The 20,652-nt window shown below is 75.1% G+C and carries 18 protein-coding genes; 8 read left to right on the top strand and 10 right to left on the bottom strand.

All coding sequences use genetic code 11. The features are described 5' to 3' along the window. The 3 genes from MNZ39_RS17495 to MNZ39_RS17485 all read right to left on the bottom strand — a co-directional run. Positions 1 to 1,154, bottom strand: a 1,154-nt coding sequence (locus MNZ39_RS17495) for an MFS transporter (protein ID WP_242340368.1), incomplete at its 3' end; no start/stop codon positions are given. A gap of 40 nt (positions 1,155 to 1,194) precedes the next feature. Beyond that, a complete protein-coding gene (locus MNZ39_RS17490) occupies positions 1,195 to 2,439 on the bottom strand; it encodes an MFS transporter (protein WP_242340367.1) in 1,245 nt (414 codons plus the stop codon). Between the two features lie 75 nt (positions 2,440 to 2,514). Further along, a complete protein-coding gene (locus tag MNZ39_RS17485; protein ID WP_242340366.1) occupies positions 2,515 to 4,509 on the bottom strand; it encodes a potassium transporter Kup in 1,995 nt (664 codons plus the stop codon). A 277-nt stretch (positions 4,510 to 4,786) separates the two neighbouring features. On the opposite strand from MNZ39_RS17485, the gene MNZ39_RS17480 reads away from it, so the two are divergent. The 6 genes from MNZ39_RS17480 to MNZ39_RS17455 all read left to right on the top strand — a co-directional run bounded on the left by MNZ39_RS17480 (position 4,787) and on the right by MNZ39_RS17455 (position 11,992). Then, positions 4,787 to 6,184: an MATE family efflux transporter gene (locus MNZ39_RS17480; protein WP_242340365.1), complete on the top strand. Its 1,398-nt coding sequence runs from the start codon at positions 4,787 to 4,789 to the stop codon at positions 6,182 to 6,184. A 49-nt stretch (positions 6,185 to 6,233) separates the two neighbouring features. Next, entirely contained in the window at positions 6,234 to 6,668 is a 435-nt protein-coding gene (locus tag MNZ39_RS17475; protein ID WP_242340364.1) for an archease, read from the top strand. A 208-nt stretch (positions 6,669 to 6,876) separates the two neighbouring features. Beyond that, positions 6,877 to 8,316 carry an RtcB family protein gene (locus tag MNZ39_RS17470; RefSeq protein ID WP_242340363.1) on the top strand — a complete coding sequence of 480 codons (1,440 nt, stop codon included), beginning with the start codon at positions 6,877 to 6,879 and terminating at the stop codon, positions 8,314 to 8,316. Between the two features lie 104 nt (positions 8,317 to 8,420). Then, positions 8,421 to 8,645, top strand: a complete 225-nt coding sequence (locus MNZ39_RS17465) for a hypothetical protein (RefSeq protein WP_242340362.1) — start codon at positions 8,421 to 8,423, stop codon at positions 8,643 to 8,645. A 54-nt stretch (positions 8,646 to 8,699) separates the two neighbouring features. Next, complete coding sequence (locus MNZ39_RS17460) at positions 8,700 to 10,877, top strand: thioredoxin domain-containing protein (protein ID WP_242340361.1); 2,178 nt, start codon at positions 8,700 to 8,702, stop codon at positions 10,875 to 10,877. Between the two features lie 65 nt (positions 10,878 to 10,942). Continuing rightward, positions 10,943 to 11,992 carry a low specificity L-threonine aldolase gene (locus tag MNZ39_RS17455; RefSeq protein ID WP_242340360.1) on the top strand — a complete coding sequence of 350 codons (1,050 nt, stop codon included), beginning with the start codon at positions 10,943 to 10,945 and terminating at the stop codon, positions 11,990 to 11,992. A gap of 7 nt (positions 11,993 to 11,999) precedes the next feature. On the opposite strand, the gene MNZ39_RS17450 is transcribed toward MNZ39_RS17455, so the two are convergent. The 5 genes from MNZ39_RS17450 to MNZ39_RS17430 all read right to left on the bottom strand — a co-directional run bounded on the left by MNZ39_RS17450 (position 12,000) and on the right by MNZ39_RS17430 (position 17,646). Then, positions 12,000 to 13,034: a cytochrome d ubiquinol oxidase subunit II gene (locus tag MNZ39_RS17450; RefSeq protein ID WP_242340359.1), complete on the bottom strand. Its 1,035-nt coding sequence runs from the start codon at positions 13,032 to 13,034 to the stop codon at positions 12,000 to 12,002. Then, positions 13,031 to 14,362, bottom strand: a complete 1,332-nt coding sequence (locus MNZ39_RS17445) for a cytochrome ubiquinol oxidase subunit I (protein WP_242340358.1) — start codon at positions 14,360 to 14,362, stop codon at positions 13,031 to 13,033. The genes MNZ39_RS17450 and MNZ39_RS17445 overlap by 4 nt, the downstream gene beginning before the upstream one ends. A 96-nt stretch (positions 14,363 to 14,458) precedes the next feature. Then, the gene (locus MNZ39_RS17440) at positions 14,459 to 15,811 is read right to left on the bottom strand and encodes a sigma-54 dependent transcriptional regulator (RefSeq protein ID WP_242340357.1); all 1,353 of its coding nucleotides are present in this window, start codon (positions 15,809 to 15,811) and stop codon (positions 14,459 to 14,461) included. Continuing rightward, positions 15,780 to 17,342, bottom strand: a complete 1,563-nt coding sequence (locus MNZ39_RS17435; protein ID WP_242340356.1) for an ATP-binding protein — start codon at positions 17,340 to 17,342, stop codon at positions 15,780 to 15,782. The genes MNZ39_RS17440 and MNZ39_RS17435 overlap by 32 nt, the downstream gene beginning before the upstream one ends. Positions 17,343 to 17,418: 76 nt before the next feature. Continuing rightward, complete coding sequence (locus MNZ39_RS17430; RefSeq protein ID WP_242340355.1) at positions 17,419 to 17,646, bottom strand: hypothetical protein; 228 nt, start codon at positions 17,644 to 17,646, stop codon at positions 17,419 to 17,421. Positions 17,647 to 17,926: 280 nt separating this feature from the next. On the opposite strand from MNZ39_RS17430, the gene MNZ39_RS17425 reads away from it, so the two are divergent. After that, positions 17,927 to 18,940: a hypothetical protein gene (locus MNZ39_RS17425; RefSeq protein WP_242340354.1), complete on the top strand. Its 1,014-nt coding sequence runs from the start codon at positions 17,927 to 17,929 to the stop codon at positions 18,938 to 18,940. Here MNZ39_RS17425 and MNZ39_RS17420 read toward each other — a convergent pair. Then, positions 18,918 to 19,703, bottom strand: coding sequence for a glycerophosphodiester phosphodiesterase family protein (locus tag MNZ39_RS17420; RefSeq protein ID WP_242340353.1), 786 nt, complete (start codon positions 19,701 to 19,703; stop codon positions 18,918 to 18,920). The two genes, MNZ39_RS17425 and MNZ39_RS17420, sit on opposite strands and share 23 nt — an antisense overlap. A gap of 81 nt (positions 19,704 to 19,784) precedes the next feature. Between MNZ39_RS17420 and MNZ39_RS17415 the strand changes: the two genes are divergently transcribed. Then, a complete protein-coding gene (locus tag MNZ39_RS17415; RefSeq protein WP_242340352.1) occupies positions 19,785 to 19,952 on the top strand; it encodes a twin-arginine translocase TatA/TatE family subunit in 168 nt (55 codons plus the stop codon). A gap of 21 nt (positions 19,953 to 19,973) precedes the next feature. Here the strand turns inward: MNZ39_RS17415 and MNZ39_RS17410 are convergent. After that, on the bottom strand, positions 19,974 to 20,652 hold a 679-nt coding region (locus MNZ39_RS17410), incomplete at its 5' end, for a hypothetical protein (RefSeq protein WP_242340351.1).

Raw genomic sequence — 20,652 nt, 5'->3', positions numbered from 1 at the left:
AGCGCGAGCGCGTAGCCGCCGAGGAACGCCTCGCCGCTCGCGCCGGGTCCGGCGCGCAGCGCGAACAGCGCGCCCGCGAGCCCCACCCCCGCCGCCATCCCGGCGCTCCGCGCGGTCGCGAGCAGGCCGCCGCCCGAGCCGAGCCGCTCGCGCGGCAGCGCGCCCATGACGAGCGCGTTGTTCGGCGCCTGGAAGAGCCCCATCCCGGCGCCGCACAGGGCGAGGCGCGCCGCGAACCCGGCGGCGCCGCCCTGCGCGCTCGCGAACGACAGCGCCGTGAGGCCCGCCGCGAGGAGCAGCATCCCGACCGCGGGGAGCCACCGCCCCCCGAGGCGATCGGCGATCCAGCCGGAGAGCGGCGACGCCACCGACAGCGCCAGCGGGACCGCGGCGAGGACGAGCCCGAGCGACCCGGGGGCGAGCCCGAGCACGCGCGCGAGGAAGAAGGGCGTGAGGAACGTCTGCGAGAACATCGCGGCGTAGGAGAGCAGCCCCGCGACGAGGCCCCAGGTGAAGAGCGGGATCCTGAACAGCCGCGTGTCGAGCAGCGGCCCGCCCGCGTTCCCGCCGCTGCGCGCGAGGACCCGCAGCGCCCAGGCCGCGCCGGCGATCCCGATGGGCACGTTCACGTAGAAGATCCAGCGCCAGGAGAGGTGCGTGAGGATGAGGCCCCCGAGCGGCGGCCCCGCGGTGAGGCCGAGGGCGACGACGGTGCCGGCCGCCCCGAGCGCGCGCCCGCGCATGCCGGCCGGGAACGCCGCGGTGATGATCGCCGGTCCGATCGCCATCATCGCGCTCGCGCCCAGCGCCTGGCCCCCGCGCGACAGGACGAGCACGCCGAGCCCGCCGGCGAGCCCGCAGAGCGCCGACCCCGCCGTGAACACGAGGAGCCCGGCGGTGTAGACGGCGCGGTGCCCGAACCGGTCGCCGAGCCGGCCGAGGGGGACGAGCGTCGCGGTGATCGCGAGGAGATACGCGTTCACGACCCACTGCAGCGGTCCGACCGCCGCGCCGAGCTCGCGGCCGAGGGTCGGCAGCGCGACGTTCACGATGTTGCCGTCGAGCGTCGCCATGACCGTCCCAACCGCGACGACGGAGAAGGCGAGCCAGCCCTGGGGCGGCGTGGCGCTGGATGGGGGGAGGGGGCGGCGCAAGGGGGGGCGGGGCCGGTTCGGGGGGCGGGGCCTCTCGCGCTCACTGCGGCGCAGGCGGGAAGAGCGTGGGGTGCTGCGCGAGCACGGTCCGGCGCAGGCGCGGGAGCGCGAGGTGGAACACGGCGCTCGCGCAGATCACCACCGCCGCTCCGGCGCCGATGGTGCGCGGGGCGCCGAAGCGGCTCGCGGCGAAGCCGGCGGCGAGGGAGCCGAACGGCGTCACGCCCACGAACAGGGTCGAGAAGAGCCCCATCACCCGCCCCCGCATGTCGACCGGCGCGAGCCCCTGCAAGAGCGTCATCGTGCCGGCCATCTGGGTGATGAACCCGAACCCGGCCACGACGAGCGAGGCGCCGGCGACGACCGGGTGGCGGGAGAAGGAGAGCGCGAGGAGGCCCGCGCCGAGGAGGGTCGTGCCGAGCGCCACGCGGCGGCCCAGGCCGGCGAGCCCATTTCGCAGGAGGAGGCCGATCGCGCCGACGAGCGCGCCGGCGCCGGCGCTGCCGAGCAGGAGCCCGTACAGCCCCGCCCCGCCGTGGAGCACCTCCGCCGAGACCACCGGCAGGAGCGCCTGGTAGGGCATGGCGAAGAAGCTCGAGACGGCGAGGAGCGCGAGCAGCGCCCGCACGTGGCCGGTCCGCCCTGCGTAGGCGAGCCCCTCGAGCAGGTGGGCACGACGGCCCCCCTCCACCCTCGGCTGCGGCGGCGGATGCATCTTCACGAGCGCGTAGTAGGTGCCGGCGAAGGAGAGCGCGTTGAGCGCGAAGCAAAAGCCCTCCCCCACCGCGGCGACGAGGGCGCCCGCGAGCGCCGGCCCCACGATGCGCGCCGAGTTCACGATGGAGGAGTTGAGCGCGATGGCGTTCGGCGCGTCGCTGCCGGCGATGTCGGCGAGGAGCGCCTGGCGGGCCGGGATCTCGAAGGCGTAGGTGAGCCCCAGCATCCCGGCGAGCACCACCACGTGCCAGGGCCGGACGACGCCCGCGAGGGTGAGCGCGGCGAGCAGCACCGCCTGGAAGATCGCGTTCGTCTGGGTGAGGAGGACGATGCGCCGGCGGGGGTGGCGATCGGCGATCGAGCCCGCCCAGATGCCGAACAGGAAGACGGGCACCTGGCCGAGGAAGTTCACGACGCCGAGGAGCTCGGAGGAGCGCGTGAGCCGCCACACGAGCCACGACTGCGCGACGCCCTGCATCCAGGTGCCGGCGAGCGAGACGCTCTGCCCGGCGAAGAAGAGCCGCAGGTCGCGCTTGCGAAGGGAGCGGAGGGCGTCGGGCCAGCGCATCGTCGGGAGCGGGGCGGCGTCGCGGCGTGCTCGGCGAGGCGGCGAGCCGCGTCCGCGCCGACCGGGCCGGGCTCGCTAGAGCTGGATCTGCGCGCCCATCTCGACCACGCGGTTCGGCGGCAGGCCGAAGAACGCGCTCGCGGTCTGGGCGTTCCGCGCCATGATGATGAAGAGCCGCTTGCGCCAGCGCGACATCTTGGAGGGTCCCGTCGGCAGGAGCGTCTCGCGGCCGAGGTAGTAGGTCGTCTCCATCGGCTTCAGCTCGATCTTCGGCCCGTCGAGCTTGCGGCGGGGCAGCGACGCGAACATCGCCGGCACGTCCGGGGTCTCCATGAAGCCGTAGCGGGCGACCACCTGGAAGAAGCCGGAGCCGAGCTCCTTCACGCTGACGCGCTCGGCGTCGGGGATGGAGGGGATCTCCTCGGTCATGAGGGAGGCGAGCACCACGCGCTCGTGCAGCACCTTGTTGTGCTTCAGGTGGTGCAGGAGCACGGGTGGGACGGTGCCGGTGTTCCCGGTCATGAACACGGCCGTCCCGGGCACGCGCTGGGGCTTGCGGCGCGCGATGTCCTCGAGGAACACGTCGAGCGGCAGGCCCGCGCCGCGCATCATCTCCGCGAGCGCCTCGCGGCCGCGCTTCCAGGTGGACAGCAGCGTGAACACGAACGCGGCGGCGGCGAGCGGGAACCACCCGCCCTCCTCGACCTTGATGATGTTCGCCCCGAGGAAGGACACGTCCACGAACAGGAAGAGGAGCGTGACGGGCCAGGCGCGCCAGCGCGGCCAGCGCCACAGATCGCGCGCGACCCTGTGGAAGAGCAGCGTCGTGATCGCCATCGTGCCCGTCACCGCGATGCCGTACGCGGCCGCCAGGTTCGAGGAGGTCTTGAACCCGAGCACGAGGGCGATGGTCGCCATGCCGAGGAGCGCGTTCACCTCCGGCACGTAGATCTGGCCGATCTCGGTCGAGGAGGTGTGCCGGATGGTCACGCGCGGCGAGTAGCCGAGCTGGACCGCCTGGCGCGTCAGCGAGAACGCGCCGGAGATGAGGGCCTGCGACGCGACGATCGCGGCCGCGGTGGCGATCGCGATCATCGGGTAGAGTGCCCACTCGGGCACGAGCAGGAAGAACGGGTTCCGCGCCGCCTCCGGATCGTGGAGGAGGATCGCCCCCTGCCCCATGTAGTTGAGGAGCAGGGCGGGCATCGCCACGAGGAGCCACGCGAAGCGGATCGGGCGCTTCCCGAAGTGGCCCATGTCCGCGTAGAGCGCCTCGCCGCCCGTGATGACGAGGACCACGCCGCCGAGGACGAGGAACCCCTGCCAGCCGTTCCGGACGAAGAAGCCGATCGCGTGCGTCGGCAGCACCGCCTGCAGGATCGAGGCGTCGAAGAGGATCCCGCGCACGCCCAGGATGGCGATGCAGGCGAACCACACGAGCATCACCGGGCCGAACACCGCGCCGACCACCGCCGTGCCGCGCCGCTGGATGAAGAACAGGAGCGCGAGGATGCCGACGGTGACGGGCACGACCCAGTGCGCGAGCGCCGGCGCGGCGACCGTGAGGCCCTCGACGGCGCCGAGGACGGAGATGGCCGGCGTGATGACGCCGTCGCCGTAGAGGAGCGCCGCGCCGAAGAGCCCGAGGATGAGGAGGAGCTGTCTGCCCCGGCGGCGGGCCTCGTGGCGGCCGACCAGGGCGAGCAGGGCGAGGATGCCGCCCTCCCCTCGGTTGTCGGCCCGCATCACGAAGGACAGGTACTTGAACGTGACGACGAACGTCATCGCCCAGAACACGAGCGAGAGGACGCCGAGCACGTTCGCCGCGCTCGGGGCGACGCCGTGGTGCCCGGTGAAGCACTCCTTCAGCGAGTAGAGCGGGCTCGTGCCGATGTCGCCGTAGACGACGCCGAGGGCGCCGAGCGCGAGCTTCGCGAGCGCGGCGCCTCTCGCGGGCGCGCGATGCCCGTGCGCTGGCGCCAGCGTGGCGACGACGGCCGCCTCGGCGGCGGCCGGGGTGGCGCTGCGGGAGGTTTCAGGACCGGCGCGCGGTGAGCGGGTTTCTGACATCGAGGGCCCAGCGAGGGCGGCGGGAGGTAAACATGTCGGGCCCCGGCCGTCGAGAGGCTAACCCGCGATCGGGCCAGATCTCCGGGATCTCTGCTGATTCAAGCTGTGGACGCCACCCGGCCGATGACGGCACCCGGACCCTGGGTACGCTTCGCCGCGCCAGTGAAGGGGGCGGCTCCCCCGCCGGCGTGGACCCCGCCGTGGCCGGAGGGCGAGGTGTGGAAGGGTACGCCGACCGGCTGCGCCCCCGGCCGGTTGCGAGTATGTTCCGCCCCCCGTGACGCCCGCCGTAAGCCCGCTCCGCGCGGAGGTCTCCGCGCTCGTTCGACTCGCCGTCCCGCTCGCGATCGCCCAGGGCGGACAGGCGCTCATGGGCGTCGTGGACACCGCGGTCGTGGGGCGGGCGGGCCCCCTGCCCCTCGCCGGTGTCGGCCTGGGCAACGTGCTGTTCATGGCGCTGTCCGTGCTGGGGATGGGGGTCATGCAGGGCCTCGATCCCCTCATCGCGCAGGCGCTCGGCGCGGGGGACCCCGCCCGCGCGCGCCGCCTCCTCTGGCAGGGGACCTGGCTCGCCCTCGCCCTCTCCGCGGCCCTCGCCGTCCCGTTCCTGCTCGCGCCTGCGGCGCTCGAGCCGCTCGGGATCGACGCGGACGTCGCGCGAGAGGGGGGGCGCTACCTCGTGTGGCGGCTGCCGGGGCTGCCGTTCTTCCTGCTCTACTTCTCGGGCCGCGCCTACCTCCAGGCGCACGGCGTGGTCCGGCCGATGGTCGTCGCGACGGTGCTCGCGAACCTCCTCAACGTCCCCGCCGACGTGCTCCTCGTGTTCGGCGGCGCAGGGCTCCCCGCCGTGGCCGGCCCGCTCCGCGCCATCCCGCCGCTCGGCGCCGCGGGGGCGGCGATCGCGACGAGCCTCTGCGCGGTCGCCCAGGCCGCCCTGCTCGCGCTCGCCGTTCGCGGCGTGCCGCGGCCGCCGGGACGCGTCGCCCGCGCGCCGGACGGCCCCGCGCTCCGGGCGGCCCTCGCGGTCGGGCTCCCCGTCGGCCTGCACATGGGCGCGGAGGTCGGCATCTTCGCGCTCGTCGGCTTCCTCGCCGGCCGGTTCGGCGCGCTCCCGCTCGCGGCGCACCAGCTCGCCATCTCCATCGCGAGCCTCACGTTCACCGTCGCGATCGGCTTCGGCAACGCCGGCTCCGTGCGCGTGGGCTGGGCGGTGGGCCGTCGCGATCGCGCGGGCGCGCGCCGGGCGGGCCTCGCCGCGTTCGGCTCGGGGGCCGCGTTCATGTCGCTCTCCGGGCTCGTCTTCTTCCTCTTCCCCGGGCCCATCGCCCGGGCGATGACCGACGACCCCGCGCTCGTCGCGGCCGCGGTGCCGCTGTTGCGCATCGCCGCGCTGTTCCAGCTCTCCGACGGCATCCAGGGCGTCGGCGCCGGCGTGCTGCGCGGCGCGGGCGAGACCCGCTTCGCGTTCGCCGCGAACCTGGTCGGCCACTGGGCGCTCGGCTTCCCCGCGACCGTGCTGCTCGGGTTCACCCTCGGGCTGGGCGTCACCGGGCTGTGGTGGGGCTTCGTCCTGGGGCTCACCGCCGTGGCCGTGGGCCTCTACGCGCGCTTCCTCCGCGTCTCCGCGCGCGAGATCGTGCCCCTCGCCGACCGGGCGGCCGTCGAGGCGGGCTGACCCGCGCGGAACCCGGCGCCGGCGCGCGCGGAGGCTAAGCTCCCCCGGGATGCGCCTCTCGCTGCCGCAGCCGTACGAGGACCTCGGCCACACGGCCGACGTGGGGGTGCGCACCCGCGGCGCCACCGCGGAGGAGGCGCTCGCGCGGCTCGTCCTCGCGTTCGCCGCGCTCGCGTCGGGCGGCGCCGCCGTCGCGGCCGAGCGGGAGGAGCGCGTCGCGGTGGAGGGTGGGCCGGGCCTCGCGGGCAGCGCCGTGGCGCTGCTGCGCGAGCTCCTGTACCGGCTGGCGACCGAGGCGCTCGTCCCGGCGGCCTGCGAGGTGCTGCGGGTGGACGAGGCGGGGACGGAGGCGGTCGTCGCCTTCGGCCGGCGCGATCCGGTGCTGCACGCGGAGGGCGCGGATCTGAAGGCGGTCACCTGGCACGCGGCGCGGCTCGAGCGCGAGGGTGCGGGGTGGGTGGCGCAGGCGGTCTTCGATATATGACGGGGGCTGCGCCCCCGCCCCGCCGACGGCTGGCCGCCGTCGTCGGGGCCCCACCCCTGCTCGGCGGGGCCCGTGAACGGTCGCGCCCGCTTCGCGGGTTCGCGACCGTTCCCCGCCGGGAGGGACTGCGTCCCTCCCCGTCGCTTCGCGACGGGGCCCCTCCCTGGGGACCATCGCGAACCTCGAACTCTCGTCTGGCGAGGAACGAATGAAGCTCCGGCGCATCGAGGGCGACCTATGGGAGATCCCGCGCGAAGGGCGCATGCGCGTGCCGGGCCGGGTCTACAGCGTCGGGCCGCCGGCGCCGGACGACCCCGCGCTCCAGCAGGTCGCGAACGTCGCGCACCTGCCCGGCATCCTCCGCTTCTCGCTGGCGATGCCCGACATCCACTGGGGATACGGGTTCCCCATCGGCGGCGTGGCGGCGATGGACGCCGAGCACGGCGCCGTGTCGCCGGGCGGCGTGGGCTACGACATCAACTGCGGCGTGCGGGTCCTCACCACCGCCCTCGAGGCGGAGGACGTCCGCGCGCGGCTGCACGCGGTCACCGCCCAGCTCTACCGCGACATCCCCACCGGCGTGGGGGCGAAGAGCGCCATCCCGCGGCTCTCGGACGACGCGCTCGACGAGGTCCTCGCGGGCGGCGCTCGCTGGGCGGTCCGGCGCGGGTTCGCCGCGGCGAGCGACGACGCCGAGCGCTGCGAGGAGGGCGGCCGGCTCTCCGGCGCCGATCCGTCGGCCGTCAGCGCGCGAGCGCGGACGCGCGGCGCGGATCAGCTCGGCACGCTCGGGAGCGGGAACCACTTCCTGGAGGTGGACCGGATCGCCGAGGTGTACGACCCGGTGGTCGCCGAGGCGTTCGGGCTCGTCCCGGACCGGGTGGCGATCCAGATCCACACCGGCTCGCGTGGCCTCGGCTACCAGGTCTGCGACGAGTTCGTCGCCGAGATCGCCGCGCGGCGCGGCGAGTTCGGGGAGGACTACGCGACCCTCCCCGATCCGCAGCTCGCCGCCGCGCCGATCGCGAGCGCGCTCGGCCAGCGCTACCTCGGCGCGATGCAGGCCGCCGCGAACTTCGCCTGGGCGAACCGCCAGGTGATGACCGGCCTCGCCGTGCGCGCGCTCCTCCACGCCCTCGCGATCTCGGAGCGCGAGCTCGGCGCCCGCGTCCTCTACGACGTCTGCCACAACGTCGCGAAGCTCGAGGAGCACGCGGTCGACGGGGTCGTCCGGCGGGTCCTCGTGCACCGCAAGGGGGCGACGCGCTGCTTCGGGCCCGGCGATCCCCGCGTGCCGGCGCCCTACCGCGCCGCCGGCCAGCCGGTGCTCATCCCGGGCGACATGGGCCGCTACTCCTACGTCCTCGCGGGGACCGCGCGGGCGATGGCCGACACCTTCGGCAGCTCGTGCCACGGCGCAGGCCGGCTCATGTCGCGCGGGGAGGCGCTCCGGCGCGGGCGCGGGCGCTCCATCGCGCGCGAGCTCGCCGCGCGGGGCATCGAGGTCATCGCGCGCGGGAAGAAGACCCTCGCCGAGGAGATGAGCGAGGCCTACAAGGACGTGGCGCAGGTCGTGGCGGTCATGGACGGCGCGGGGATCTCGCGCCTCGTCGCCCGGCTCGAGCCGATGGGTGTGATCAAGGGCTGAGCGCCCGCTCGGGGCGACCGGGGGCGCCGCGAGACGTCGGGCGGGGCCGCGTGGGCCTTCCGCGGGTCCCTTCCCGCGCCCGTTCGGCGCCGTAGCTTGTTCTCATGGACGTGGACGTCCCACGCGCGCGGCTCGTGGTCCTGCCCGGTGGGCGGCGAGGCGGCGATGCGCCCGCGGAGGGCCGCCTCCCCCGGGAGGCGCTGCGCGTCATCCCGGGCGGGCCCGCGGGCGATCTGCAGGCCGCCATCGAGGAGACCGTGCAGGCGGCCCGGCGCATGCGCGCGGAGATCGAGGCCCGGATCGCCAAGTCCCTCGAAGACCTCTTCTGAGGGTCCCTGGCGGGTCACCATGAGCGGGCGCCCGCCCCCCGTTAAGCACCGTCCATGATGGACAGGCTGCCCGGAGCGGACCCGTTCCCGGAGGCGCTCGCGCGACGGCTCACCGACGCGGTGCGCGCGAAGGGCGACGGCTACGTCCCCCGCACCCATCACCTCGACGCGCAGGGGCGGCCTCGGTTCACGAACCGTCTCATCCTCGAGAAGAGCCCCTACCTCCTCCAGCACGCTCATAACCCGGTGAGCTGGCGGCCGTGGGGCGAGGAGGCCTTCGAGGAGGCCCGTCGCACCGGCCGCCCGGTGTTCCTCTCCGTCGGCTACTCGACCTGCCACTGGTGCCACGTGATGGAGGGCGAGTCGTTCGAGGACGAGGAGATCGCGCGCGTCCTCAACGAGCGCTACGTGCCCATCAAGGTGGACCGCGAGGAGCGGCCCGACGTGGACGGGCTCTACATGACCGCGGTGCAGCTCCTGACGGGCAGCGGCGGCTGGCCCATGAGCGTGTGGCTCACGCCGGACCGGGAGCCGTTCTTCGGCGGGACCTACTTCCCGGCCCGCGACGGCGATCGCGGCGCCGGCCGCGGGTTCCTCTCGATCCTGGGCGAGGTCGCCGACCTGTACGCGCGCGACGCCGGGCGCGTGGAGGCGGCGACGCGCTCGCTCGTGGAGGCGGTCCGCGGGGCGCTCGCGCCGCAGGGGCCGCCCGCCTCCGACACGCCGGGGCCGGAGGTGCTCGAGGCGGCGTTCCGCGGATTCCGCGACGCGTTCGACCCGGTGAACGGCGGGCTGCGCCGCGCGCCGAAGTTCCCCTCCAGCCTGCCGGTGCGCTTCCTCCTCCGCTACCACCGCCGGGCGCGCGATCCGGAGGCGCTCCGGATGGCGACCCTCACGCTGGAGAAGATGGCGGCGGGCGGGCTGCACGACCAGGTGGGCGGCGGGTTCCACCGCTACTCCACCGACACCGCCTGGCTCGTCCCCCACTTCGAGAAGATGCTGTACGACAACGCGCTCCTCGCGGTCGCCTACGCCGAGGCGTTCCAGGTCACCGGGCGGCGGGACCTCGCGCGCGTGGTCCGCCAGACCCTCGACTACCTCGGGCGCGAGATGACCTCTCCGGAGGGGGCGCTCTACTCCGCCACCGACGCCGACTCCGAGGGCGAGGAGGGGAGGTTCTTCGTCTGGAGCGCGGCGGAGCTCCGCGAGCGCCTGGGCGAGGGGGCCGAGCGCTTCATGCGCTTCCACGGCGCGAGCGAGCGGGGGAACTTCGAGGGCCGGAACATCCTCCACGTCCCCGCGCCGGACGAGGACGCGTGGGAGGCGCTCGCGCCGCAGCGCGCGATCCTGTACGCGGCGCGCGAGGAACGCCCGCGACCGCTGCGCGACGAGAAGATCCTCGCCGGCTGGAACGGCCTCGCGATCTCGGCGCTCGCCTTCGGGGGTCGTGCCCTCGGCGAGGAGCGCCACGTCGTGGCGGCGGCCCGCGCCGCCGAGTTCGTGCTCGGGCGGATGGTCGTGGAGGGCCGGCTGCGCCGCGCCTGGCTCGACGGCGCGGCGGGCGTCCCGGCCTTCCTCGACGACCACGCCTTCGTCGCGCAGGGGCTGCTCGATCTCTACGAGGCGACGTTCGACCCGCGCTGGCTCGAGGCGGCGGTCGAGCTGTCCGAGCGGCTCGAGGCGCTGTTCGGCGACCCGCAGGGCGGCGGGTGGTTCGGCACCGCGGCCGACCACGAGCGGCTCCTCGCCCGCGAGAAGCCCACCCACGACGGCGCGGAGCCGTCCGGCGCCTCGGTCGCGCTCGTGAACGCGCTCCGGCTCTCGGCGTTCACCACCGACGACCGCTGGCGCCTCCGCGCCGAGGGCGCGCTCCGCCACTACGCGCTGGCGATCGGGGAGCACCCCGCCTCCTTCACCGAGCTGCTCCTCGCCGTCGACTTCGCCCTGGACGCCGCGCGCGAGGTGGTGCTCGTCTGGCCGGAGGGCGAGAGCGCGCCGGAGCCGTTCGTGTCCGTGCTCAGGCGGAGCTTCCTCCCGAACCGCGCCATCGCCGGGGCCCCCGAGGGCGCGGTGCTCGAGCGGCTCGGGCGCGTGGCGCCGGTGGCGGCGGAGAAGGTCGCCCTGAACGGCCGGCCGACCGCCTACGTCTGCGAGCGCGGCCAGTGCCGGCTGCCGGCGATCGCGCCCGAGAAGCTGGCCTCGCAGATCGCGCCGGTCCGCCCTTACCGGTGAGGCCGCAGGCCCGTCCTCGCCGCCGCTGGCGCGCGGCGGGCGCCCGGCCTTACCATGCGCGCCTCATGATCACCCCCCCGCACGAGCGGCGCCACTTCGCGAGCGACAACTACGCCGGCATCTGCCCGGAGGCCTGGGCGGCCATGGCGGAGGCGAACGCCGGCCACGCGCCGGGGTACGGCGACGACCGCTACACCGCGCGAGCGGCCGACCTCCTCCGCGAGACGTTCGAGACCGACTGCGAGGTGTTCTTCGTCTTCAACGGCACCTCCGCCAACTCGCTCGCCCTCGCGTCCCTCTGCCAGTCCTACCACTCGATCCTCTGCCACGAGGCCGCCCACGTCGAGACCGACGAGTGCGGCGCGCCCGAGTTCTTCTCGAACGGCACGAAGGTGCTCACCCTCCCCGGCGCGGACGGCCGGATCGACCCCGCCGGCATCGACCACATGGTCGAGAAGCGCAGCGACATCCACTACCCGAAGCCGCGCGTGGTCTCCGTCACGCAGGCGACCGAGCTCGGCACGGTCTACCGGCCGGAGGAGCTCGCGGCGATCGGCGCGCGCGCGAAGGCGCGCGGGCTGCGCTTCCACATGGACGGGGCCCGCTTCGCGAACGCGGTCGCCTCGCTCGGCGTCGCGCCGAGGGAGCTCACCTGGAAGGCGGGCGTCGACGTCCTCTGCTTCGGGGGGACGAAGAACGGCATGGCGGTCGGCGAGGCGGTGGTGTTCTTCGATCGCGCCCTCGCTGCGGAGTTCGACTATCGCTGCAAGCAGGCCGGCCAGCTCGCCTCGAAGATGCGGTTCCTCGCGGCCCCGTGGGTGGGCATGCTCCGCGACGGCGCCTGGCTCCGCCACGCGCGGCGCGCGAACGAGCAGGCCGCCCGCCTCGAGGCCGGGCTCCGCGCCATCCCGTCGGTCCGGATCCTCCACCCGCGCGAGGCGAACTCCGTGTTCGCCGCCCTGCCGCCCGGGGCCGCGGACGCGCTCCGCGGGCGCGGCTGGCGCTTCTACGACTTCATCGGCGGCGGCTCCCGCTTCATGTGCGCGTGGGACGTGACCGACGACGACGTCCGCGCGCTCGTCGGCGACGTCGCGGCGGTGGCGGCGCAGCGGTAGCCGGCGCCTAGCCCTCGCCCCGCGGGCCCGGCGCGGGCCGCCGGTCCAGGACCGAGAACGGCCGCTCGCCCTTGAACACGCGGAACAGCAGGTACAGGGCCGGGAAGAGGAAGATCGCGCCCGCGGCGAGCGCCCACAGCACGGCCACCTGCGTCGCGCGCGGCGCGCTCGCCGTCGCCAGCGTGAGGCCCGGGACGACGAGGTACGGGTACTGCGAGGCGCCCCAGCCGAGCACGATGAGCGTGACCTGCGCCGCCGCCGCCGCGCGCGCGAGGCGGTAGCGGCGGCGGAACAGCGCGGCGAACGCCGTCACCGCCGCGACCGCGGTGGCAACGTGGAGCGGCAGCGAGAAGCCGCGCCGGAGGAGCCCGGCGAACACGAGGGGCGCGTCGTACCAGGACAGGACGCCCGCCAGCGCGGCGGCGAGGAACACGGCGGCGCCCGCCCCGATGGCGCGGCGCCGGAAGTCCTCCCGCAGCGCGTCCCGCGCCTCGACGGCGAGGTAGGTCGCGGCGAGGAACGCGAAGAGGGCCGCCGCGAAGAAGCCCACCGCGAGCGGGAACGGCGCGAGCCAGGCGAGCGGATCGACCCCCTCCGGCGGCCCCGCGAGCCGGCCGGAGGCGATGGCGCCGACGATCACCCCGAGCACGACCGGCGCGAGCACGGAGGAGGCGGAGAAGACGAGCCCCCAGCGCACCTGGACGCGGTCCTCCGGCGTGTCGTAGGTGCGGAAGGTGAAGGCCGCCCCGCGGAGCACGATCCCGAACAGGAGCAGCACGAGCGGCACGAAGAGCGTGATCGAGATCGCCGCGAACGCCTTCGGGAAGGCGGTGAAGAGGAGGACGATGACGAGGATGAGCCAGACGTGGTTCGCCTCCCAGATCGGGCTGATCGCGTGCTCGACGAGCTCGCGCTGCGCCCGCTTGCGCGGGCCCGTCGCCAGGAGATCCCAGATGCCGCCGCCGAAGTCCGCGCCGCCGAGGAGCGCGTAGAGCACGAGCGCGGCGAGGATCGCGCCGCCGAGGAGATCCGCGGCTGTCACAGGGCGCCCTCCGCCGGCGCGGGCGCCCCGACCTCGGACGCGGGCGGGCTCTTCGCGATCTGGCGGCGGAGGAGGACGATCACCATCGCCGCGAGGAACAGGTAGAGGATCGTGAACGCCACGAACGGGACGGCGATGTTGCCGACCGGCGTCACCGCGTCCGCCGTCCGCATGACGTCGCGGATCGTGAACGGCTGCCGGCCCCACTCGGTGACGAGCCAGCCCGCCTCGAGGGCGAGGAAGCCGAAGGGCGAGGTGACGAGCACCGCCCGGAGGAGGAGGCGCGGCAGGGGCTTCCCGCGGAGCCGGTGATACAGGTACGCGAGCGCGACGAGCGCGAGCGCGCTGCCGAGGCCGACCATGGCCTGGAAGGCGAGGTGGACGTTCCGCACGTTCGGCCAGTTCTCGCGCGGGAACGCCTCGAGGCCGCGCACCTCCGCCCGCGGGTCGTGGAAGGCGAGGAGCGAGAGGCCGTAGGGGATCTCGAGGGCGAGGCGCGTCTCCCGCGCCTCGACGTCGGGGAACCCGCCGACCCGGAGCGGCGCGCCGCGCTCGGTCCGGAACTGCCCCTCCAGCGCGGCGAGCTTCACGGGCTGGGTCGCCGCCACCTGGCGCGCGGAGAAGTCGCCCGAGATGGGCTGGAGGAGGGCCGCGACCGCCCCGACGCCGAGGGCCACGCGGAGCGCGCCGCGGTGGAACGCGTTCGCCGGATCGCGCAGCAGGAAGAGCGCGTGGATGCCGGCCACCGCGAACCCGGTCGCGACGTAGCTCGAGAGCAGCACGTGCACCACCTCGTGCGCCCAGCCCGGCGGGAACATGGCCACGAGCGGCTGCACGTCCGAGGCGGCGCCGTGGAGCACCGCGAAGCCCGCCGGCACGTTCATCCACGCGTTCGCGAGCGTGACGAAGAACGCCGAGGCGGCGCCGCTCGCCGCGACCACGACGCCGCTCGCGAGGTGCAGCCGCGGCCCCACCCGGCCCCAGCCGTACAGGTAGATGCCGAGGAAGATCGCCTCCGCGAAGAACGCGAAGCCCTCGAGCGAGAAGGGCATCCCGATGATGGGCCCGGCGAACTCCATGAAGCGCGGCCAGAGGAGCCCGAGCTCGAACGAGATCACCGTCCCGGAGACCGCCCCGACGGCGAAGAGGATGGCGGTCCCCTTGGCCCAGCGCTTCGCGAGCTCGAGGTAGGCCGGCGCGCCGGTGCGCCGGAAGCGCCACTCGGCGAGCACCATGAAGAGCGGCATCGCGACGCCGACCGCCGCGAAGACGATGTGGAAGGCGAGCGAGGTCCCGAAAAGCCAGCGGGCAGCGAGGAGGTCGTTCACGGGCCCCTGATGTAGCGCTGCGGCGCTCCCGCGCGAGTCCCGCTCGGGCGTGGGCACTTCGCCGCAGGGTGACACCGAACCCCGCGGGCGACTCCGCTACGCCTTCGACTCCTCCCGCTCCTCGCCCAGGATCCGGTAGAGCGTCTTGCGGTCGATGCCCAGCACCTCGGCGGCGCGCGTCTTGTTCCCCCCCTGCTCGGCGAGCACCTGCGCGGCGTAGCGGCGCTCGAGCTCCGCGAGGGTGGGGCGCTCCCCGGCGGCGACGGCCGGGATGGGCGTCGCGCCCGGCCCGCGGATCGACTCGGGGAGCGCGTCCGGCTCGATGACGCCGGTGGGGTTCAAGGCGAGGGCGCGCGCCACGACGTTCTCGAGCTCGCGGACGTTCCCCGGCCAGCGCCAGCCGACGAGCATCTCGCGCGCGGCGGGCGTGACCACCGCCTGCGGGTGCCCGTGCTTCGCGGCGAAGTGCTCGACGAGCAGCGGGATGTCCTCCCGCCGATCGCGGAGCGGCGGGATGCGGAGCGTCACCACGTTGAGGCGGTAGTAGAGGTCCTCGCGGAAGCGCCCGGCCTGCACCGCCGCCGCGAGGTCCTTGTTCGTCGCCGCGACGACGCGCACGTCCACCTGCACCGGCTCGTTCGCGCCCACCCGGCGGATCTCGCCCTCCTGGAGGGCGCGCAGGAGGCGCGCCTGCAGCGCGGGGCCGACGTCGCCGATCTCGTCCAGGAACAGCGTTCCGCCGTGGGCCTCCTCGAAGAGCCCGCGCCGGCTGGCCTGCGCGCCGGTGAACGCGCCGCGGGCGTGGCCGAAGAGCTCGGACTCGAGCACCCCCTCCGCGATCGCCCCGCAGTCCACCGGCACGAACGGCCCCGAGGCGCGCGGCGAGGCGGCGTGGATCGCGCGGGCGACGAGCTCCTTGCCGGTCCCGCTCTCGCCGAGGATGAGCACGGTGGCCGGGCTCGGCGCGACGCGCGCCGCGGTCTTGTAGACCTCCAGCATCGCCTCGCTCCGGCCCACGACGTCCTCGAGCCGGTAGCGCTCGCGGACCTGCCCGCGCAGCGCCCGGTTCTCGAGGACGAGCGCGCGCTGGCGGAGCGCCCGCTCGACCACCACGGCGATCGCGTCGACGTCGTAGGGCTTCGAGATGTAGTCGAACGCGCCGCGGCGGATCGCCTCCACGGCCCCCTCGACGTTGCCGAACGCGGTCACGAGCACGACCGGGGTGTCGGGGGCGGCCTCGCGCATGCGATCCGTGAGCTGCAGCCCGTCCACGTCCGCCATGCGGATGTCGGAGACGACGAGGTCCACCGGCCCGCGCTCGAGCGCCGCGAGCGCGTCCTTGCCGTCCGGCAGCGCCAGCACGTCGTGCCCGCGCGCGACGAGGATCCGCGCGAGCAGCTCGCGGCTCGCGCGATCGTCATCGACGACCAGGATCCTGAAGCGCGCCATCGCCCCCCTCCTCCTCCGCCCCGTCCGCCGCCGGGGTCGGGATCCACAGCGTGAACGTCGCGCCCGCGCCGGGCGTGCTCTCCACCTCGATGCGCCCGCGCAGGGCCGCCGCGATCTCGCGCGAGATGGCGAGCCCGAGGCCGGTGCCCTTGCCGGAGGGCTTCGTCGTGTAGAACGGCTCGAAGATCCGCTTGCGCTCCTCGGGGCGCAGCCCGGCCCCCGTGTCGCTCACCGAGAGCCCGAGGAGCCCGCCGCGCCGGGCGGCGCGCACCGCCAGCCGGCCGCCCCCCGGCATCGCCTCGACCGCGTTCGAGACGAGGTTCCCGAGCACGTGGCCGACCAGCGCGGGATCGAGGCGCACCTGGGCGAGATCGGGCGGCACCTCGCGCACGAGCTCGAGGCGCGCCCGGTCGGCCTCCGGTACGTTGAGGGTGAGCGCCTCGTGCACGAGCGCGGCGAGGTCCACCGGCGCCGCCTCGGGCCGCAGGCCGCGGGCCGAGTCGAGGAAGCGCCGGATGATGGCGGTCATCCGCCGCACCTCGCCCTCCACGACCTCGAGCCCGGCGCTGAGCTCGGGCGGGCACGCCGGATCGCGCGCGAGGAGCTGCACGTGGCCGCTGATCGTGTTGAGGGGGTTCCCGAGCTCGTGGGCGATGGTGCCGGAGAGCTGGCCGAGCGCCGCCAGCCGCTCCTTGGAGACGAGGTCCCGGCGCGCCTCGAACAGGAGCCGGTTCAGCTCGGCGAGCTCGCGGTTCTTGCGGGCGAGGTCGGCCGTCGCGTCGGCGACCATGGCGGCGAGGTCGTCGTTGAAGCGGCGCACCCGCTGCAGCATGGCGCGCAGGCCGCGGGCGAGCACGCCGATCTCGTCGGACCGCTCCGGGCCGGGCACCCCCTCCGCGTCGATGGCGCCCGACTGGACGCCCTCGATGGCGACCGCCAGCTGCGACAGCGGCCGCACGAGCATGTGACCGAGGAGGAACGTGAACAGCACGGCGAGGACCGCGGCCCCCACCCCGGCGACGAGGAAGAACTCGCGGCGCTCGGTGCTGGCGATCTCCTCGACCTCCGAGAGCGTCGTCTCGATCCGCAGCGCGCCGAAGGTGGTGCGCCCCTCGTGGAGGGGGAGGTCCACCCGCCAGCCGCGCGACTCGCCGTCGTCGACGAGCGACACCGTCGCCTCGACGGGGAACGCCCGCGCGGCGCGGGTCTCGGCCTCGATCTCGGCGCCCTCGAGCCCGAACGTCACGCGCGCGACGCGCACCTCGCCCTTGTGCCGGATGGCGAGCTCGGCGAAGCGCACGATGCGGCGCGGCCGGAGCTGCTCGGCCAGCGCGTCGGCGGCCTTCTCGATGTCGGTGCCGGGGGAGAGGTCCAGCTCCTCCGCGACCGCCTTCGCGAGGTCGACGCTGCGCTCGCGCAGCGTGGCCTCGATGGCGCGGGTCGCGACCCGCTCGCCGAGGTAGGACGCGACGCCGAGGGTGAGGACCAGCGTCGCGGCGAAGAGCAGGATGATGCGGGCACGGAGGGACATGATCGTTCCAGCTCACGCGCCCGGGGGACCCGGCACCGGCGGCGGGGGGTGAGCCGCCGGGCCGGGAACCGTTCGGCTACTTCGACGCGGGCGCGGCCGGGGCGGCCTCGGTCTTCGCGGCCGCCTTCTTGGCGGTGTGCTTCTTCGCGGTGTGCTTCTTCTTCGCCGGCTTCGCGGCCGGCGTGGCCTCCGTCTTCGTCTCCGTCGCGGCGGCCGGGGCCTCCGGCTTCGTCTCCTGCGCGAACGCAGGGGCGGCGGAGGCGAAAACGGCGAGGGCCGCGAGGGTGCCGATCATCTTACGCATGTGAGTCTCCTCCGGGCGCCTGAAAGGATTGGGTTGGGCCCGGTGCGCGCGAAGGAGAGCACGGCGCGTGCCGGGCGGCGCGGCGCCCCGGTCGGACCGGATTCCGCGGTGTTGCGGCCCGCGAGGCAGCTCGGGCCGCCGCCGCGCGAGGAGATCCGGGACGGACGGCTCCGGGCGGCGGGGCGATTCTCCTCGAATTGACCCATCCGGATCCCGGCTGTAACTTCGTCGCCGCCTGCCCGGCCGGAGCTCGTCCGGGCGAGGCGCCCCTGGAGGTTCCATGCGTCGTCTGCTGGCGCCCATCGCCGTCGCCGCCGTCCTGTCGCTGCGCCCGGGCCTCGCCCTCGCGGGGGAGCCGCTCGATCTCGATCTCGCCCGGCTGGGCGCGCCGAGCGCCGACGTATGGAAGCGGCTCGCCGAGGTGCAGGACACCCCCTTCACGCTCTCCGACTCGGAGGCGGCGCTCCTCGCCAGCGAGGCCAAGACGCGCTTCGCCATCCTCTCCACCGAGACGGCGCTCGCGCTCTCGTCCGCGATCCTCACCCCCGCCTCCACGACCGGCTACGTCGGCTTCGACGTCGACCTCGAGGCGGCCTACGTCGCGGTGCACCCCGGGACCGTCGGCCGGACCTCGTTCGGCTCGCCGCCCGTGTTCGAGCCGCGCGGCCCGTGGCAGACCCGCTCGATGACGCCCCACGAGCTGTTCCTGCCCTCGGTGCACGTCCGCAAGTCGCTGCCGTTCAGCCTCGAGCTGGGCGGCCGGATGATCTACCTGTCGCAGTCCTCCTACTTCGGCGCGCAGGTCGAGGGGAAGTGGGCGCTCAACGAGGGCTTCCGCGTGCTGCCCGACCTCGCGGTGCGCGTCGCCCACACCCAGCTCTTCGGCCAGCGCGACTGGAACCTCGGCGCGACGGACCTCGACCTCATGGTGTCGAAGCGCTTCGGCGTGAACGGGGTCACGAGCTTCACGCCCTACCTCGCGGGGCGCTTCACCTACGTCGGCGCGTCCTCCGAGACGATGGACTTCGGCCCGCGCCGCGCCGGCGGGACGACCGCGACCGCGCCCGCCGACCTGCGCTCCACGCAGGCCGCGTTCCCGAAGCTGCGCGCCGGCTTCTACCGGACGACCGCAGGCGTGCGCTTCACCGCCCACGTCGTCTCGCTCGCGGGCGAGGTCACGTACTTCGGCGGCGCGACGAAGGACGGGAAGGCCAACCCCGCGGCGGACGAGTACCCGGACTACCGGCTCGCCTCCACGTGGGGCGGCGCGCTCAAGGCGGGCTGGGAGTTCTAGGAGCGAGCGCCGCGCGGATCCGTCCCGGCGCGTTCGTGATGATCGCCGCCGCGCCCAGCGCGGCGAGCCGGCGCGCCTCCTCGGGATCGTCCACCGTCCAGACGTTCACCGCGAGTCCGCGTTTCGCCCAGGCGCGCGCACGGGCGGGGGTGACGAGCTGGCGCTCGGGGTGGATCGCGGCGGGCCGCAGGAGCCGCGTCGCGAGCGCGGTCAGGACGCGGCGCGGACGCTCGGCCTCGACGAGCAGTCCCACCGGGAGCTCCGGCGCGGCGACGCGGAACGCCACCACGAGCCGGTAGTCGAACGACGACACGAGGACGCGGCCGCCGGCGCGCGCGCGGCGGAGGACCCCCGCGACCGCGGTGGCGAGCCCGAGGTCGGCGCGGCGGAGGCGCGACTTGAGCTCCACGTTCAGGACCGCGCCCGGCAGGGCCTCGAGCACCTCCTCGAGGCGCGGGATCCGTTCACCCCGGAAGCGGTCTCCGCGGAGCGCGCCGACGTCGAGCGCCCGCAGCGCCGCGAAGGGCGCGTCGGGGACGGAGAGGGCGACGCCGGTGAGGCGGGCCGCGTCCTCGTCGTGGAAGACGACCAGCTCCCCGGTGGCGCAGCGCCACACGTCCAGCTCGACCCCGTCCGCGCCCTGCTCGAGCGCGAGGCGGAAGGCGGAGAGCGTGTTCTCGGGCGCGTCGGCGCTCGCGCCGCGGTGCCCCAGGACGAGGGGCCGCCCCGCGACCCGCGGCGCATCGGTCATTGCTCCCGGCATGGGCGCGCTCCCCGCGCCTGGCATCGAGGGGGGCGCGCGGCTATTCTACCTCGCTCGCGGCAGCGGCCGCGCTGGATCCCGATGACCGAGCTCCTCCTCGTCCTGTTCGTCACCCTCCTCGTCTTCGGCGCGACGCGCATCCCCGCGCTCGGCGACGCGCTCGGCCGCGCCGTGCGCAACGCGCGCGCGGGCGCCTCCGGCGAGCCGCCGGCGCGCGGGCGGGAGGGTGACTCGCGGCACCCGAGGTGATCGCGAACCACGAGCCGTCGTCTAGAGCGGCCGCGCTTTCGGAGACGACCCGTCGCGGCGGCCCCGCTCCCGCCGGAGCTTCCGGGCGAGGGCGCGGACGAGCGGGTGGATCGCGAGATCCTCCGCCAGCGCGCGCAGGTCCGGCCCGGGGAGCGAAGGGACGAGCTTCAGCGCGAGCTCGGGCTCCGCGTACGGGTTCCGCGCCAGCGCGCGGGCGACCGCGGGCCGGCTGCACCAGCGCGACTCGAAGAGGCGGCGCAGGGTCTCGGGCCGGCACGGGCGGCGCGCCGCGATGCGGACGACGAACGGCTCCGTGAGCTGCGGGTTCCGCAGCAGCTCCTCGACGACGGCGGGATCGCCCTCCGCCGCCAGACGCGCGAGGAGATCGGGATCGCGGCGCCCGCGCGCGAACGCCTTCTTGTGACCCATCGACAGCCCCGCGAGCCGGGGATCCGGCCGGGCGCGCGCGGCGGGGAACGCGCGCAGCGGCGCGGGGGAGACGAGCAGGCTCGTGACCTCGTCGAGGCCGCGCTCGGTGGCGGCCGCGTAGAGCTCGGCGCGCCACGCGTAGGACAGCTCGGGATCGGGATCCGCGAGGGCCTGGCCGACCGCGGCGATGGCGACGCGAGACGCGGGGTCGGGCGCGCGGGCGAGCGCCGCGACGAGCACCGCCGCCGCGGCGGGCGCCTCGGCGCCGAGC

It is taken from the genome of Anaeromyxobacter sp. SG66 (assembly GCF_022690805.1).
Taxonomy (GTDB): Bacteria; Myxococcota; Myxococcia; order Myxococcales; family Anaeromyxobacteraceae; genus Anaeromyxobacter; species Anaeromyxobacter soli.
This window is presented reverse-complemented; position numbering and strand designations above follow the sequence as displayed.

Coding starts and splice junctions, on each gene's coding strand:
- MNZ39_RS17490 (WP_242340367.1), bottom strand. CDS start 2,439: ATGCGCTGGCCCGACGCCCTCCGCTCCCTTCGCAAGCGCGACCTGCGG.
- MNZ39_RS17485 (WP_242340366.1), bottom strand. CDS start 4,509: ATGTCAGAAACCCGCTCACCGCGCGCCGGTCCTGAAACCTCCCGCAGC.
- MNZ39_RS17475 (WP_242340364.1), top strand. CDS start 6,234: ATGCGCCTCTCGCTGCCGCAGCCGTACGAGGACCTCGGCCACACGGCC.
- MNZ39_RS17470 (WP_242340363.1), top strand. CDS start 6,877: ATGAAGCTCCGGCGCATCGAGGGCGACCTATGGGAGATCCCGCGCGAA.
- MNZ39_RS17465 (WP_242340362.1), top strand. CDS start 8,421: ATGGACGTGGACGTCCCACGCGCGCGGCTCGTGGTCCTGCCCGGTGGG.
- MNZ39_RS17460 (WP_242340361.1), top strand. CDS start 8,700: ATGATGGACAGGCTGCCCGGAGCGGACCCGTTCCCGGAGGCGCTCGCG.
- MNZ39_RS17455 (WP_242340360.1), top strand. CDS start 10,943: ATGATCACCCCCCCGCACGAGCGGCGCCACTTCGCGAGCGACAACTAC.
- MNZ39_RS17440 (WP_242340357.1), bottom strand. CDS start 15,811: ATGGCGCGCTTCAGGATCCTGGTCGTCGATGACGATCGCGCGAGCCGC.
- MNZ39_RS17435 (WP_242340356.1), bottom strand. CDS start 17,342: ATGTCCCTCCGTGCCCGCATCATCCTGCTCTTCGCCGCGACGCTGGTC.
- MNZ39_RS17430 (WP_242340355.1), bottom strand. CDS start 17,646: ATGCGTAAGATGATCGGCACCCTCGCGGCCCTCGCCGTTTTCGCCTCC.
- MNZ39_RS17425 (WP_242340354.1), top strand. CDS start 17,927: ATGCGTCGTCTGCTGGCGCCCATCGCCGTCGCCGCCGTCCTGTCGCTG.
- MNZ39_RS17420 (WP_242340353.1), bottom strand. CDS start 19,703: ATGCCGGGAGCAATGACCGATGCGCCGCGGGTCGCGGGGCGGCCCCTC.
- MNZ39_RS17415 (WP_242340352.1), top strand. CDS start 19,785: ATGACCGAGCTCCTCCTCGTCCTGTTCGTCACCCTCCTCGTCTTCGGC.